Genomic DNA, 16,878 nt, shown 5'->3' on the forward strand with positions numbered 1-16,878 from the left:
AAAAAAAATAAATAAATCAGTAAAATAGAATTAATTAAGTTGATTTAGATTTAGATTTAAAAATAAAAGCTATAGGTAAATTTGTGTAAAAATAAATTTACCTATAGCTTTTTAGGTTTTGGGACTTATTTTTAACATTATATAAAATATATATCACAAACTAGGCTTGTTCAGTAATATACTATATTGAATATTAATTAATTTGGATAATTAGATTTGTATAAAAGGAGATATATTATGTTAAATAATAAATCAATACTTATTACAGGAGGGACAGGATCGTTTGGTAAAGAATTCACCAAGAGAATATTAAATAAATACAATCCAAAAAAGATAATAATTTTTTCAAGAGATGAATTTAAGCAAGATATATTTAGGAAAGAACTATCCATGAAATTTCCTGACAAAATAAATAAAATGAGATTTTTTATAGGAGATGTAAGAGATAAGGATAGATTATATAGAGCTTTTGATGGAGTTGATTATATAATACATGCAGCTGCAATGAAGCAAGTTCCAACGTGTGAATATAATCCTTTTGAAGCTATAAAAACTAATATACATGGAGCACAAAACGTAATTGACGCTGCTATAGATAGAGGAATAAAGAAGGTTGTTGCATTATCTACTGATAAAGCAGTAAATCCTATAAACTTATATGGTGGGACTAAGTTAGTTTCAGATAAACTATTTATATCTGCAAATGCATATGCAGCAAATAAAGGAACTATATTTTCAATAGTTAGATATGGAAATGTTGCAGGTAGTAGAGGTTCAGTAATACCTTTTTTTAAAAGCTTGATAGATCAAGGTTGTACAGAATTACCTATTACGGATTTTAAGATGACAAGGTTTTGGATAAGTCTAGATGAAGGAATTGATTTAGTATTAAAAGCATTAAATGAATCAAAAGGTGGTGAAACATATATATCAAAGATACCTTCATTTAAAGTAAAAGATTTAGCACACGCTATATTGCCAAACTGTGAGCTTAAACAGATTGGTATAAGAGAAGGAGAAAAACTACATGAGATAATGATAACTAAAGATGATTCAAGAACTACTTATGAATATGAAAAACATTATATAATATATCCTAATTTTCAATGGTGGAATAAAGAAAGATTCTTTATACAAGGTGGAAAGCTTATAAAAGAAGGATTTGAATATAATTCTAGAACTAACACACAATGGTTAAGTGTAAATCAATTAAGAGAAGAATTAAATAGTGTAGGGATATATTAATTGGAGGATTGAAAAAATGAATATTGTTTAAAATTAACTAATGATAAAATTTCAAATCCAATTTGTTCCCCAATAACAAAATCAGATCTTATTTTTAAGAACAATGCGTACTTCTCAGAAGAAAGTTTATTAGCATATCCAGTAATAAAAGATATACCATGCTTATTATCCCAAAATGCTATTATTGCAACTAAATTTTTAGATTAATAATTACAATTTTAAAACATATAACGAATATATAATAGAGGAGTTATTTATATGGAAAACAATTTGGCTATACATGGAGGCAAGCCGGTAAGAAGTACTTACTTACCATATGGAAAACAATATATAGACAAAAATGATATAGAAGCTGTTGTAAATGTATTAAATGGAAAGTATTTAACTACAGGCCCAAAAATAAAAGAATTTGAAGATAAAGTAGCAAAGTATGTAGGTGCAAAGTATGCTGTAGCAGTATCTAATGGAACAGCAGCCCTGCATTCGGCTTGTTATGCAGCAGGAATAAAAAATGGAGATGAGATTATAACATCACCGATTACTTTTGCTGCTTCAGCTAATTGTATATTATATTGTGGTGGTAAGCCAATATTCGCAGATATAAATCCACATACCTATAATATAAATCCAAAAGAAATAGAGAAAAAAATAACTAACAAAACTAAAGCTATAATACCTGTACATTTTACAGGCCAAAGTGTGAATTTAGATCCGATATTAGAACTTGCAAGAAAGTATAATCTTATAGTAATAGAAGATGCTGCTCATGCACTTGGAACAAAATATAAGGATAAACATATTGGAAGCATATCACATATGACGGAATTTAGTTTTCATCCTGTAAAAACAATAACTTCAGGAGAAGGAGGAGTGATAACTACAAATAGTGAAAAATTTTATGAAAAGTTAATATTATTTAGAACACATGGTATAACCAAAAATAAAGATTTTATGAATAATAAAGATAAAGGTCCGTGGTATTATGAGCAAATAGATTTAGGCTATAATTATAGAATAACTGATTTACAATGTGCGCTTGGGATAAGTCAACTTGATAAGATAGATGACTTTATAAAAAGAAGAAAAGAACTGGTTAATATGTACGATGAAGAATTAAGTAAGATAGATGGAATTATTATTCAAAAAGAAGAGGAATTTTCAGATACTAGCAGACATTTATATATAATAAATCTTGATTTAGATAAGTTTATAGTAGGTAGAAAAGAGATATTTGAAGCTTTGCTTGCTGAAAATATAGGAGTAAATGTACATTATTTGCCTGTATACTTACATCCATATTATCAAAAATTGGGTTACAAAAAAGGATTATGTCCAATAGCCGAAAAACTTTATAAGTCTATAATAACTTTACCACTTTATCCAAAAATGGATGACAAAGATTTTAGTGATGTAATAAAAGCTGTAAATAAGGTTTTAGATTATTATAGAAAGTAGGAGTGCAATGAGTCAGAAAAAAGTAGTGGCAATTATTCAAGCTAGAGTAGGTTCAACAAGACTTCCTAGAAAAGTATTAAAAAATATAAAAGGAAAGACTATTTTAGCTCATGTGGTTGAAAGGGTAAAACAAAGTAAATATATAGACGAGATAGTAATAGCAACATCTGATTTAGATAAAGATGATGATATAGTCAAAGAAGTAAATAAAATAGGTGTATTATATTTTAGAGGAAATGAATTAGATGTTTTAAGTAGATATTATGGTGCAGCTAAATCAAGGAGAGCTGATGTAATTGTTAGAATAACATCTGATTGTCCACTTATAGATCCTAATATTATAGATAATTTAGTTAAATATTATTTAGAAAATAGCTATGATATTGTAACAAATGCTGTAGCTGATTTATCAAAAAGAACATATCCTAGAGGACTAGATACTGAAGTGTTTTCATTTAAAATGCTTAGACTTGCCAATGAAAATGCAAATAAAACCTACCAAAGAGAACATGTAACACCATATATATATGAACATGCTGAAAATATATATTATTATTTAAATAAATTTGATTATTCAAAGTATAGATGGACTGTAGATACGAAAGAGGATTATATATTAATAAAAAAAATATATGAGCATTTCTATAAAGGAAAGCATGATTTTTATTTAGATGAAGTAGTAAAATTTATGGAGAAAAATCCTAAATTGTATTATATAAATAAAGATATTGAACAAAAAAAGATAATTGAGGAGGAGTGAGTTTGCTTAATTTGAGGAAAGTAACTTACGAAGACTGTTATTTATTATTTAAATGGATTAATGATGAAGCAGTAAGAAAAAACTCCTTTAATTCAGAGAATATAGATATACAAGAACATAAACTATGGTTGAAAAAAAAATTACAAGAAGAAAATACTAAGTTATATATAATACTAAAGGATGATTGTGATGTGGGAGTAATTAGAATTGAAAAAAATCAAGAAGAATATATTATAAGTTATAGTATAGCTAGAGAATTTAGAGGACAAAAAATAGGAAAGCAAATTCTTATATATATAAAGGAATTTATGAAAGGTAAAAAATTAGTAGGACTAGTAAAACATGATAATATTGCATCAATTAAAGCGTTTGAAGGTGCAGGATACAAAAAAATTATTGAAAAAGAATATATAAAGTTTGTGTCTATATAATTTAGAGGTGTTGTATGAAGTATATAGGAATAAGGGCAGATGGTGACTGTAATAAAGGAATGGGTCATATAGTGAGATGTACATCTATAGCAAAAGAATTTAATGCTAGAGGAATTAAACCAATCTTTATAACTAAACAAAATGAAAGTGTAAGCGATTTATTAAGCTCACACAATTTACAATATATAAATATAAAATCTATAGATATAAAGGATGAAATAAAAGAAATTGAAAAAATTTTAAAAGGACTAAAAATAAATTGTATTTTAACGGATTCATATTGGCTAAGCAATGAATATTTAGAAAGATTAAAAATGATTTCTAAAATTTTAATATCTATAGATGATAATAGTTTGTATGAATATCCAAGTGATATAGTTATAAATGCTAATATACATGCTAAAGATTTAAATTATAAACTCAAGAATAAAAGTTGTGTTACATTACTTGGAACTAAATATTCTATACTTAGAAAAGAGTTTCAAGATATAAATCCAATAGAAATAAAACCTAATGTAGATAGAATATTAGTTAGTATGGGAGGAGTGGATGTAAATAATTTCACACCTATAGCTTTAGAAAGTTTATCAAAATTAAAATATAATATAATTATAGATGTAGTAGTTTCAAATGTATTTAAATATAAAGAGAATTTAATTAATATAGCTAAAAAAAATAATAATATAAATCTTATATTCAATCCGATTAATATGAAAGAAGTCATGGAAAAGTGTGATTTGGCAATTTCTGCATCGGGAACAACAATATATGAATTAGGAGTATTAGGAGTACCAACGATATTAATTCCACAAGTTGATAATCAAGTTAATATAGCAAAAAAAGCAAATGATTTAGGTATGATGATAAATTTAGGAAAATACAATGAAATAGATTTATCTAAAATAAATAAAGCAGTTATAAGACTTATCAATAACATAGATATAAGAGCGAAGATGAGTAAAATATCATCAAGTAGTATAGATAGTAATGGAGTTATAAATATAGTTGATGAAATAATAAAGTACCAACATAGTTTGGAGGATAAATATGAAAATAGATAACTTTAAAATAGATAACAACTCTTCGTGTTTTATAATAGCTGAATTATCAGCAAATCATGGCCACAATATAGAAATTGCAAAAAAAACTATAAAATCAGCTAAAGAATGTGGAGCAGATGCTATAAAATTACAAACTTATACTGCTGATACAATGACTATTGATTGTGATAATGAATACTTTCAAATAAAACAAGGAACTATTTGGGATGGAAAAAAACTCTATGATTTATATAAAGAAGCATATACACCGTGGGAGTGGCAAAATGAACTTAAAGAATATGCACAGGGTCTAGGATTGATTTGTTTTTCAAGTCCATTTGACAAAAGTGCAGTAGATTTTTTAGAAACTTTAAATATGCCAGCATATAAAATAGCATCTTTTGAAATAACAGATATACCACTTATAGAATATATAGCATCTAAAGGCAAGCCAGTTATAATATCTACAGGAATAGCAAGTATAAAAGATATAGAAGAAGCAGTTACCGCATGTAGAAAAAAAGGAAATAACGATATAATTTTATTAAAATGCACATCTCAGTATCCATCTAAAATAGAAGATGCAAATCTAGCAACTATACCAGATTTAAAAAATAGATTTAATGTTTTATCAGGCTTATCAGATCATACTATAAATATAGAAGTTCCTATAACAGCAGTTTGCTTAGGTGCAAAAGTTATAGAAAAACATTTTATATTGGATAGAAGTATAGGAGGACCTGATGCATCCTTTTCATTAGAACCACATCAATTTAAAGAAATGGTAGACTCTATTAGAAAAGTAGAAAAGGCTATAGGATTTATAGATTATGAATTAACAGACAATAAGAAAAAAAGTAGAGAACTTTCAAGGTCTTTATTTATAGTTGAAGATATTAAATGTGGGGAGAAACTAACTAAAGATAATGTGAAATCAATAAGACCAGGTTTTGGATTGCATCCAAGGTACTATAATGAAATTTTAGGTAAAAAGGTAAATAGATATGTTAAAAAAGGTACACCATTAACTTTTCAATTAATTGATTAAATATAATTTATATATATTTAAAGTAGTTTCTAAATTTAGAAAAAATCATATACTGGAAATAAGAGACATATTTAAGATACTACATGGAGGAAATAGGATGGCAGATATAGACATTAGAACCCAAAATACAATTGATGCAGTTGAAGTATATGAAAATAATGCTGAAAATAAAACATATACTGTAAAAGGAACTATATATAATGAAAGAAATGAATTTGTATATGGAGCATTTGTTCAAATTTCGGAAATCGACCCAGATACAAAAATAACTAAATTTCTAGGTTTTACTTTTACAGATGAATATGGATTTTATTCATTTACTATAGATGCTTTCAACGATAAGTTTTATGAACTAGCTATATTTTCGCCACTAAATTAGTAATAGGAGAAATTATATGAGTGAGTCAAAAAAAATTATAATATCAGGGAAAAACTTAGTTGAAAATGAAGTTTTAAATATTAATACAACTTTAGCGAATAATAAATATTTTTTTCTAAAAGGAATTGTATATACTCCAAAAGGAGAAACACTTCCAAATGCAGCTATAGAAGTTTTTGAAGTAGATAACAGTACAAATCCACCCCAAAAATATAGTATAGGAGTGACTTTTACTATTGAAGATGGAAGCTATGGTATTTCACTTTTAACAGGTAAATCCTATGTGTTGGTTGTTTATTCTTAGTTATAGATTTTTAATAAGGAAGAGTAAACAACCTTTTTATGTATTTAAACTCAAATTTATTAGTGCAATAAATTGTTATGCTAGAAATTGTTAGAAAGGTAGTGAAAATAAGTGAAACTGAATATATCAAATGGGGATGTGACTATAGATAGTATAGGTGAGTATGAAATTATAGGGAGTAGTAAAGTACATAATATACATGTGAATTCTAAGGCGACTATAATTTTAGATAATGTAGATATAGACGTAAGTAAAGAATCAAAGGCAGCAATTGATGTAGATAAGTCTGGAAATGTAATCATTTCACTTAGAGGTGAAAATAAACTTAAAAGTGGTGATAACTATGCGGGCATACAGATGAATGGTAAGTGTAAAGTTTTGATAAAAGGTGAAGAAAATTTGTCTAGTTTAAATATAGAGTCGGGAACATCAGCAGCAGGAATAGGAGGAGGATATGGAGATGATTTGGATGGCGAATTGATAATAGAAGGAGGAATTATAAATATATTATCAACAAGAGAAGGAGCAGGAATAGGAGGGGGAAATGGAACAATAAGAGGAGGAAATTTAAGTGGAAATGTAACTATAAATGATGGAAATTTAAATATAACATCTGGTAATTATGGAGGATCTGGAATTGGTGGAGGATGTAGTGGAGATTTAAGCGGAGAAGTAATTATAAATGGTGGAAAAATAACTTCAGTAGCAGGAAAATATGGAATAGGAGCAGGAATAGGAGGAGGATATGATGCTAATTTAAGTGGTAAATTAATAATAAATAAAGGAGAAGTATTAGCTATAGGAGGAGAAGGAGCCTCAGGAATAGGAGGAGCAATTAATATAACCAAAGGAGGAAATCTAAGCGGAGAAGTAATTATAAATGGAGGTAGTATAACGGCGAAAGGAGGTTTATATTTAGAAAAATATGGAGGAGCAGGAATAGGAGGAGGATATAATGGAAATTTTAGTGGAAAATTAATTTTAAATGATGGAGAAATAACTGCAGACAAAGCAGGAAATGCAAATGATATAGGAGGAGGCTCAAATGGAGAAATTACAGGGAAAGTAATTATAAAGATAGATAAAATACAAGTTAATCCAACATCATTAGACCTATATATAGGAGAATCTAAAATAATCACTTCTATTGTAACTATAAATCCTGAAGTACATGCTAATATATCTAATTTTGAAAAAGTAAAATATTTATCAGAAGATACAACTGTAGCAACAGTTAATAAAAATGGATTAGTATCAGCAGTAGGTAAAGGAAAAACAAAAATAATTGTAATTTCTATGCTTGATGAAACTAAATCAGCTATTTGTAGTATAAATGTGAGTAATGAAATTATAAAAATAGGTGAAATTGATTTACTTATTCAGGTAAATAAAGAAGAATTAAATATTGACGAACTTGAAAACATTATATGCTATGGAAATAATCCTATAATAAAAGATTTATATATAGATGAAAATATTGAGAATTTTAATGTTGATGTAATCTTACCAGATTGCAAAGAAAAGGTAAATTCAATTGTAGAGTATAAAAAAATAAGCTTATATTTATGTATAACTTACTCTATAGCTCTTTATACCACTAAAGCATGTATGGAAAACTTAAAAATATATGCTCTGCAAAAGAGTGAAATATCTTCACATTTAGAATTTTGTTTAAGTAAAGATGAAGACTTTGATATAAATAAATTTAAAATAATATTAAATCCTAAATATGAAATTGATAAAAATTATTCTAATAAGTATTATTTGTTTAAAATAAGTGGAACTATTGGATTAGTAAAAAACTAATTAATATACGACAAAAAGTAGAATAAAGTAACATTAGTGCGATTTGAGAATATACATATATTAAGGATTTATAAATCCTTAATATATTTATATAGGAGAGATATTATGGCAGTAAATAGTTATAAACCTAAAGCAGTTAGTGTTAATGCTATTAGTCCTAAGAGTAATATAATAACATCTCAAAAGTTAACTACAGCATTATGGAGCCATATATTATTAAATGGTACAGCTAAATTATCAGGTGGAGGAATTGTAACAAGTGCAGCAGTTTTGGTTTGGACTATAACAACAGTTGCGAATCAAAGTATAGCTAATGCTTTTACTGGAACTTTTACAGACAATCAAGGAAGATATGCAGTAACTGTTCCAACATCTCAAAAGTTAACTATTAGAGTATACAGTTAATAATATGAATTAAAAGAAGATTAGCTTATGGCTAATCTTCAATTTTAATATTAAAAAAATATAGTAATTATACTAGGAGGATCTATGTTTAACTTAAAAAAGCATAAAAGTAAAGATAACTATGAGTTATATGAAGTAGATATTGATAATAAAGTATATTTTTTAGGAGATAAAGAAAATTATAAAAAAAATATACAGGATTTAATAGATAATTTAGAGGGACTTTTATTTGATTCTATAGTATTTATATTTGGTATTGATAGTGGAGAATATATTAATGAGTTAGAAAATAATATATGTAGTTATAATAAAGTTATAATAATAGAACCAAATAAAGAAATCTATGAAAGTCACAAGGAAATCATATCAAAAGATAATATAAAATTGATACTATATGATGAAGAGGTTATTGAGAATTTTCTTAAAGGATTAATAAATTATAAAAATTTTAATAGATTATTTGTTCATAGCTTTGGAAACTACGAGAATGTATATAAAGAGGAATATAAAAAATTCATAGAAATCTTGGATAATAGATATTTAGTAGCTATGTCAACATTAGGATTAGATAATATGTTCAGAAAGATATTTTTTGAAAATATGATTTCAAATTTGTCTCAGCTAAACAATTCATCGCCTTTAAATTCATATATAGAATGTAATAATAATATACCAGCCATAATAGTGTCTGCAGGACCATCATTAGATGAAAATATTCAAACTATGTTAAAGTACAAAGATTATTTAGATAAATTTTTTATAATAGCAGGAAATAGAACTATGGGAACTCTAATAGAAAATGAAATTATTCCTAATCTAGTTATATCTGTAGATCCAGCACAAATAAATTATGATATGATGAAAAAATATCTAAATAGTGATGTTCCTTTCGCTTTTTACGAATATAGTAACAAAGATTTAGTTAAAGAATATAAAGGTGAAAAAATATATATATCGCAATTATTTTCAAGAACAATAGAAGATTTAAAAAACTTAACAGGTACTTACACTGGGGGTTCAGTTGCTCATATTTGTATAGATACAGCGAGACTTATGGGATGTAATCCGATAATATTAGTCGGTCAAGATTGTGCACTTACTTATGACAAACATCATTCTGATAATGCGACTTTTGATATAGATAAAAATCCAGGTGAATTAGAAAAAATTTTAGTGAAGGATGTATATGGAAATGAAATAAAAACAACACTATCATTAAATTTTTTTAAGATGAAGATTGAGGAGTATATAAAAATAATTCAACAACAGAATGATGTTAAGTTTATAAATGCATCTTATGGAGCAGATATAATAGGTGCCCCTCATAAGGAATTAGAAGAAGTAATAACATCTATAAATTTTTCTAAATGTGTTAAAAAATTAGTTCCTGACAAATCTATAAGTATAGACTCAAGTGAAATAGTAAAATCAATACTACAACATATAAATAAATTTATATATAAATCAGATGAGTGTATAAATTTGTGTAACAAACTTTTAAATAGTAAAGCTAAAGAATCATTAATGGATATGAAAGAAGATGATATAAATTTACAACAGTTTTTATATATAATGGAAATTATAGATGAATTTGAATATAGTACAATAAGTTATTACTTAGGAAGCTATTTAACTAAATTTTTATTTGATATAAGACAAAAATATTTTGAAATGACTGCAAAAGATTACGACCAGTTAACTTCTAACTTTAAATATCAATGTAGTACTTTTTTGAATTATTTTAAGGAATTAAAAACTATGCTAGAAGAAGTAAAAGAAGTATTTTTAAAGGTATCACAAAATGTAAATTAATATCATAATATAATCAAAATTAATATAGATTTTAATAAATGGAGGAGTACGTATGGTTAATAAAGTTACTATAGATGGTAAAGAGTATACAGAGAGAGTTATTAGTTCTATGGATATAGATGGGGTTAAAACTATTCAACACATAATACCACCACAAGCAGCTAAAGCAGATGCCTCTGCAAATGTAACTATAAATTTAGAAGGAGATAAAGTTGAACAATCTAGTTTACTACAAACACAATCAATAGAAAATAAAGAAGAAATTAGTGCATTAAAATTAGGCGAAAACAAAGAAGATAAGTCTTGGATAAAAAAAATATTTGATTCAATAAAAAAATTATTTGCTTAATAAAATATTTATAATTGAAGTTTAATAAGGGATTGTCTCAAAAATTTTATACTTTTAAGACAATCCCTTATTTTTTTATTTTAATTATCTTAAGTTAAAAGAACTTTTTACTCGAATTAAAAATTTATTCCAAACAAGACTTATTGAAATAAATTGAACTGGTATCATAACTAAAACCTTAATAATACGAGTAGGTAGTAAAGCAATGTAACCTTTGCCCATAAGTATTGATAACCATAATGTATCTAGAACTAAATTAAGGATAAGGCATACTACTAAAACGGAAATAAGTATTCTTATAGTATACTTAGGTTTGTTATACAAAAGAATGCCATAAGTAAATCCTGTAAGAAAAGCTGTTAATGTAAAACCAGGAAAATATGTGCCAGTTGGAAATAAAATAAATCCAATTAAATCAGCAAATATAGCTGCAATTCCAGCAGTCCATGATCCATATAATATTCCCATTATAGCTAACGGTAAAAAACCAAATCCTATTCTAACTATAGGTGTATGTATTGATAAAAATCTTGATAATATTACTTCTAATGCTATTAATAGTGCAAGTTCAGTAATTGTTTTTGAATTAAATTTTTTACTTGTTTGTTGACTCATAATAACCACCTTATTATTAGAAATTATCAACATATAGGCATTTTATGAATATGATTAAAGTCGAATTATTAAGCGTATATGTAAATTATTTATATTAAAATTATAGCATAACTAAAAGTTGGTGTAATAAAAAATATAAAATATAACTCGTTGTACTAGTTAAATTTTACACTAATAAAACTCCAACAAATATAAAAACCTAAGATTACACCAAAATTAAAATAAAAAGCTACTAGATTTAACTAGTAGATTTTTGATAAATTATACTTTAGCATTAACAGTTATATTAGATATTGATCGCTTCTTTTCTATAAATACAACTATAATACTTAATATAGTAACTATAATTGAGACTAAAGTTATTATATTAGTCCCAACTTGTTATTCTTTTTTAAGTTGCTTATTGAAATAGTTAATTTGTAGTAATATGTCGTAATTTTTGTAATAAAAAAGCATAAATTGTAATAAATACCATGTTATAATAGTCCAAGTAAATGATTAAAAAACGGAAAACTATTTTTATATATACTACTTTACCAAACTTAGCATTAATTATTATGTGTATTTATAGGATTATAGGACTGTTTTTCATTACTATATTAATGATATATTCGATTTTGACACGCATCTCGGTGTTCCCATAGTTAATTTAAGGAGTGTGATTAATTTGGTCAATTTAATTAAATTAGAAATAAAGAAAGTATTAAAACCAGTCATTGCAACATTAATAATTACAACGATATTGTTTTTGGCTATTGTGATAAACATGGGAAATTATTATTATGTACAAAATAATTTTGAGTTTTGGAAGGTATCAATTGATTATATAGCTATAATATTCCCAATTTTAGTTGTATGCCCTACTTGTTGGGTTATGTATTATGAAAGAAAAAATAATTTTTTACTCTATACATTTCCGAGAGTATCTAAAAAAGACTATATACTTTCAAAATGGATTGTTTGTATATTAAGTGCATTTTTAATTATATTTATACCTATGCTTATAGGTGGATTAGTATCATTATCCTTTTTACATAATATTCATCCACCGGCATCTTATGAGCCTCCTTTTTATACAAATTTATTTATGCCTGATTTTCTAATAAATCATACTTATTTATACGTATTTATTCATTGTTTATGGGATGGATTTTTAGCAATGATTGTAGCTACTATTGGATTTGTATTATCCCTTTACCTAGACAATATATTTGTAATTCTTACAGGACCTTTTATTTATGTTATTCTAGATAATTTTACAATGGCTACTTTAGGCTTTCATAAACAAAGATTAATTGCGTCGTTTTATATTAATTGTATGACTGATACTAATATATTTAATTTATTAGTTGGGCCAAATATAGCTCTTTTATTTATAATAGTATTTTTAATAATTTTTAAATTTAAAAAAATAAAAGTGTATAACTTGTAGGTGATATTATGAATTCTTTATATAAATTAGAAATGAATAAATTGTTATCTAAAAAATTAATATTTTTATGGTTAGTTTTGATTATTTGTAATCTTGATGCTAGAATAAATGGCACTTTATCTTCACAACAATTTATAGTAGATGCCTTATCTAACTATTTCTATATAATAAATTTTATGATACCTATGTTTTTATTAATGTTTATTTCAAGCTTAGATGATGATAATGAGTATATATTAATTAGAAGTAAAAACTATTGGAACTACTTTAAATCAAAGATATATGCTTATGGTACATTTTCTATAGTATTTGTTTTATCGCAAGCTTTAATAATAGCGATTATGTCTATAGGACTACAAAGTAATAATAGTTTTGAAGGTATAAATCCTACGGTATATAAAATTCTAGATTTTTTTTCCAATAAATTTTCTACTCCAAGTAATCTTATTTTGTATATAACTTCTTATATGATTTTAGGATTTTTTATGATTAGCTTAGTTATATGTACTATAAATAATTTTTTTAGTAAAAAAACAGCCATAAAGATAATTATATTTATTTATTTACTTTCTTTTAGTAGCATTAAAATATTAAGCTTAAAGTTTATATCTTTTTTAATTATTAATACTTATATAATTTTTTATCATGGTTTTATTTTTGGTTTTGAAATTAAAATAAATTTAGTAATAGAAATTTTATTTATTTTAATTTTTTGTAAAATAAATAAAGATTACTGGAATAAAGATATTAGCTTAAATATAAATAATATTACTATTAGTAATATTATTAAAAATACTTCAAAAAGCTCAGGGGTTTATAGATATCATAATAAGTCTTTATTTAGTAAGTACAATATATTATCTATTGTATTTGTATTATTAATAATGAGTATGTGGAAACTAGTATCATCAAATGATAATCTATCTATTAATAAATACCTATTAAATGTTTTTTCGGGCTCTTCGATTGGAGAATTTAATCCACTTATTATATTGGAGATGCTAGTATTCAACTTAACACCTATATACTTATTAAGTGTATTCATTGAGCAGGAATGCAATGATAGAACTATATTTCTAAACATAAGATTAAAGACCAGCTTAGCATGGTTTAAATCTATTATAAAAGTTTCATTCAAATATATATTAATATATACAGTATTAAGTATATTGATACCTATTTGTATAAGTATATTGCTTGGTCTAAGTCCAGAAACTGATTTATATAGATTGATTTTCACAATATTTAGTATCAAATTGCTGAATATAATATTTGAATTCCTTATTTTATTTTTAATTTATAGTTTTACCAATAATATAACTATGTCATTTTTTAGTTTAATAATATTTAATCTCATTAGTATAATTCCATTTGAATTTATTTATTACATACCTTTTGGTATTTCAAGCTTGTGTAGATATCAATTTATATTAAATAACTACGGAATAAATTATGGCCTCAATTTAAAAAATGTACTTTTAGAATTATCAATATTAATTGCTATAATACTTATTTATCTAAATTCAAGACATAAAAAATTAATAGTTAAGTAAATTTAAGGGGAGTGAATTAATATGAATGCTGCAATAAAGTTAGAACATATAACTAAGTCATACAATGGGATGGCCATTTTGGATGATATAAATTTAGAAATAAGTAAAGGAAAAACTACCGGTATTATAGGAGCTAATGGGAGTGGGAAATCAGTCTTATTTAAAGTGATTTGTGGATTTATATCTCCTGATAATGGAAACACATATATAAGGGGATTAAAGCTAGGTGAAAAAATAGATTTTCCTGAAAATGTAGGTGTTTTTATTAATGAACCAGGGTATATAAGTATATTTGATGGTTTTCAAAACTTAAAATTTTTAGCTGATATAAATAAAAAAATAGACAATGAAAAAATAAAAATTACTATGGAAAGTGTTGGCTTGAATCCAGACAATAAAGCAAAAGTTAAGGATTATTCTCTTGGCATGAAACAAAAGTTAGGAATTGCTCAAGCTATAATGGAAGATCAAGATATTTTAGTTTTAGATGAGCCTTTTAATGCCTTAGATTATAATACTTATAAAGATATAAAAAATATAATAAAATCCCTTAAAGATGAAGGTCGAACTATATTGTTAACAAGCCATAACTTTGAGGATATAGAACAACTTTGTGATAGTATTTATATAATTGAAAATGCTCAATTACAACTTGTATCATCTGAAATTATTGATAAGTATAGACATAGAAGTAGATAACTAATATTTTTTTATCAAATGAAGTATAGCCAAAACACGGTACTAAAATCCCTAGAAGGTAACTTGAGATTCTATTTTAATAGAATGATAGTAAATGATTCTACAGTTAAATTCTATGTAAGAAATGATAAAATAAAAAACCACTTTTCTATGCTAAATAGAAAGTGGTTTTTTTGTTTAAACTTAAGTTCAAAAAATTCTAAGTAGCATTATATAAAAGCACACTCTACCTCTAGTCGAGGATTATGGGGTTCCTACAGGAATTGCTTTTATAGAATAAGTAACAGTAGCATCTTCAATGCTTATATATAGGTTTGGAAGTTTTATAACTCCATTTATAATAGGCAGATTTTATGTGGTTGTAAATAAAAATAATTGTTAAGCTGGTAATTTTTACAATAATAATGTTATAGTATAATTTGTGAATTTATTTTTACAATAAAAAACATTATAAGGGGGAGCATCATTGAAGTTTAACAAAATATTTAAAATTGGATTGATAATAATTTCAATAATACTTTTGATTTTAATAGTATATGTACTATTTATGATTATTACGGATTATAAGCCTAAAAGTGAGGTAAATATAGTAAATGAAAATAATCAATCTAATAAAATTAACAAAAATGAGGAGATATCTCTAACAACTTTTAACACAGGATATTGTGGTACAGATAAGGATGTAGATTTCTTTATGGATGGAGGAACTATGTCTAGAGCAATAAGCAAAGAAAGAGTAAATGAAAATGTAAATGGAATAATTAATATTATGGATAAGTTAAATTCGGATATTTATTTTTTACAAGAAGTAGATAAAAGTGCGACAAGAAGCTTTAAAGTAAATCAGTATGAAGCTTATCAAAATAAGTTTAAAGAATATGGATGTATGTTTGCTATAAATTATAAAGTACCGTGGGTTCCTGTTCCATTAAGTAAACCTCATGGAAAGGTATTGGCAGGAATTACGACTATGTCAAAATACAATGTAGCAAATACAGTAAGATATGATTTACCAGGAAAAGAAAATTTTATACACCAACTTGCTGATTTAGATAGATGTATGATGGTTAGTAGAATATCTGTTGAAGATGAACGTGAGTTAGTTTTAATAAATGCACATTTATCTGCATATGACAAGGGTGGAAAAATAAGAGTCCAACAATTAGGATTTGTAAAAGAGTTTTTAAATAAAGAATATAAAAAAGGAAATTATGTGATTTTAGGCGGAGATTTTAATCAACAATTGCCAGGAACAGATTATAATTTATTTAAAACAACACAAGAAAAACCAGGTTGGCTACAAGATATACCAAAAGATTTCAATCTAAAAGGATTTAACTGGGCAGTAGACAAAGAAGTTCCTACATGCCGTACTTTGGATATATCTTATAAAGAAGGTGAAAATTTATTATCGGTAATAGACGGATTTTTAGTTTCTGATAACATAGAAATATCAAAAGTTAAAGGAAGTAATTTTAATTTTAAATATACAGACCATAATCCTGTAACGATAAGATTTAAACTAAAGTAGCTAATATATGATTT

Annotated in this window: 17 protein-coding genes; 16 read left to right on the forward strand and 1 reads right to left on the reverse strand. The window is 25.5% G+C overall.

Annotated elements, in window-relative coordinates; translation table 11 throughout:
- Positions 1 to 237 precede the first annotated feature (237 nt).
- The 12 genes from pseB (at position 238) to CHF27_RS08735 (ending at position 11,034) form a co-directional block, all read left to right on the forward strand.
- Positions 238 to 1,245, forward strand: a complete 1,008-nt coding sequence (gene pseB / locus CHF27_RS08680; RefSeq protein ID WP_095406899.1) for a UDP-N-acetylglucosamine 4,6-dehydratase (inverting) — start codon at positions 238 to 240, stop codon at positions 1,243 to 1,245.
- Between the two features lie 258 nt (positions 1,246 to 1,503).
- Complete coding sequence (gene pseC / locus CHF27_RS08685; protein WP_095406898.1) at positions 1,504 to 2,700, forward strand: UDP-4-amino-4,6-dideoxy-N-acetyl-beta-L-altrosamine transaminase; 1,197 nt, start codon at positions 1,504 to 1,506, stop codon at positions 2,698 to 2,700.
- A 7-nt stretch (positions 2,701 to 2,707) separates the two neighbouring features.
- Entirely contained in the window at positions 2,708 to 3,460 is a 753-nt protein-coding gene (locus CHF27_RS08690; protein ID WP_095406897.1) for a cytidylyltransferase domain-containing protein, read from the forward strand.
- A gap of 2 nt (positions 3,461 to 3,462) precedes the next feature.
- Positions 3,463 to 3,891: a GNAT family N-acetyltransferase gene (locus CHF27_RS08695; RefSeq protein WP_158534739.1), complete on the forward strand. Its 429-nt coding sequence runs from the start codon at positions 3,463 to 3,465 to the stop codon at positions 3,889 to 3,891.
- Between the two features lie 14 nt (positions 3,892 to 3,905).
- On the forward strand, positions 3,906 to 4,952 hold the full coding sequence (gene pseG, locus CHF27_RS08700) for a UDP-2,4-diacetamido-2,4,6-trideoxy-beta-L-altropyranose hydrolase (RefSeq protein WP_095406895.1): 1,047 nt from the start codon (positions 3,906 to 3,908) through the stop codon (positions 4,950 to 4,952).
- Positions 4,939 to 5,979: a pseudaminic acid synthase gene (gene pseI / locus CHF27_RS08705; RefSeq protein ID WP_095406894.1), complete on the forward strand. Its 1,041-nt coding sequence runs from the start codon at positions 4,939 to 4,941 to the stop codon at positions 5,977 to 5,979. Before pseG ends, pseI begins: the two co-directional genes overlap by 14 nt.
- A gap of 97 nt (positions 5,980 to 6,076) precedes the next feature.
- Positions 6,077 to 6,358 carry a hypothetical protein gene (locus CHF27_RS08710; RefSeq protein WP_095406893.1) on the forward strand — a complete coding sequence of 94 codons (282 nt, stop codon included), beginning with the start codon at positions 6,077 to 6,079 and terminating at the stop codon, positions 6,356 to 6,358.
- Positions 6,359 to 6,374: 16 nt separating this feature from the next.
- Complete coding sequence (locus CHF27_RS08715) at positions 6,375 to 6,662, forward strand: carboxypeptidase regulatory-like domain-containing protein (RefSeq protein ID WP_095406892.1); 288 nt, start codon at positions 6,375 to 6,377, stop codon at positions 6,660 to 6,662.
- 111 nt (positions 6,663 to 6,773) lie between these two features.
- Positions 6,774 to 8,468 (forward strand): Ig-like domain-containing protein, encoded by a 1,695-nt coding sequence (locus CHF27_RS08720; protein ID WP_095406891.1) that lies wholly within the window; start codon positions 6,774 to 6,776, stop codon positions 8,466 to 8,468.
- A 105-nt stretch (positions 8,469 to 8,573) separates the two neighbouring features.
- Entirely contained in the window at positions 8,574 to 8,873 is a 300-nt protein-coding gene (locus CHF27_RS08725; RefSeq protein ID WP_095406890.1) for a hypothetical protein, read from the forward strand.
- Positions 8,874 to 8,957: 84 nt separating this feature from the next.
- Entirely contained in the window at positions 8,958 to 10,685 is a 1,728-nt protein-coding gene (locus CHF27_RS08730) for a motility associated factor glycosyltransferase family protein (RefSeq protein WP_095406889.1), read from the forward strand.
- Positions 10,686 to 10,737: 52 nt separating this feature from the next.
- On the forward strand, positions 10,738 to 11,034 hold the full coding sequence (locus tag CHF27_RS08735; protein WP_095406888.1) for a hypothetical protein: 297 nt from the start codon (positions 10,738 to 10,740) through the stop codon (positions 11,032 to 11,034).
- Positions 11,035 to 11,118: 84 nt separating this feature from the next.
- Here the strand turns inward: CHF27_RS08735 and CHF27_RS08740 are convergent, their stop codons facing one another.
- Positions 11,119 to 11,649 (reverse strand): folate family ECF transporter S component, encoded by a 531-nt coding sequence (locus tag CHF27_RS08740; protein ID WP_095406887.1) that lies wholly within the window; start codon positions 11,647 to 11,649, stop codon positions 11,119 to 11,121.
- Between the two features lie 667 nt (positions 11,650 to 12,316).
- Between CHF27_RS08740 and CHF27_RS08745 the strand changes: the two genes are divergently transcribed.
- The 4 genes from CHF27_RS08745 to CHF27_RS08760 all read left to right on the forward strand — a co-directional run bounded on the left by CHF27_RS08745 (position 12,317) and on the right by CHF27_RS08760 (position 16,864).
- Positions 12,317 to 13,081 carry a hypothetical protein gene (locus tag CHF27_RS08745; RefSeq protein ID WP_095406886.1) on the forward strand — a complete coding sequence of 255 codons (765 nt, stop codon included), beginning with the start codon at positions 12,317 to 12,319 and terminating at the stop codon, positions 13,079 to 13,081.
- A gap of 8 nt (positions 13,082 to 13,089) precedes the next feature.
- On the forward strand, positions 13,090 to 14,634 hold the full coding sequence (locus tag CHF27_RS08750; RefSeq protein ID WP_095406885.1) for a hypothetical protein: 1,545 nt from the start codon (positions 13,090 to 13,092) through the stop codon (positions 14,632 to 14,634).
- 21 nt (positions 14,635 to 14,655) lie between these two features.
- Positions 14,656 to 15,333: an ABC transporter ATP-binding protein gene (locus CHF27_RS08755; protein ID WP_095406884.1), complete on the forward strand. Its 678-nt coding sequence runs from the start codon at positions 14,656 to 14,658 to the stop codon at positions 15,331 to 15,333.
- Positions 15,334 to 15,799: 466 nt separating this feature from the next.
- A complete protein-coding gene (locus CHF27_RS08760) occupies positions 15,800 to 16,864 on the forward strand; it encodes an endonuclease/exonuclease/phosphatase family protein (RefSeq protein WP_243444981.1) in 1,065 nt (354 codons plus the stop codon).
- Positions 16,865 to 16,878: the final 14 nt, after the last annotated feature.

Source organism: Romboutsia maritimum (genome assembly GCF_002251085.2).
Lineage (GTDB): Bacteria > Bacillota > Clostridia > Peptostreptococcales > Peptostreptococcaceae > Romboutsia_B > Romboutsia_B maritimum.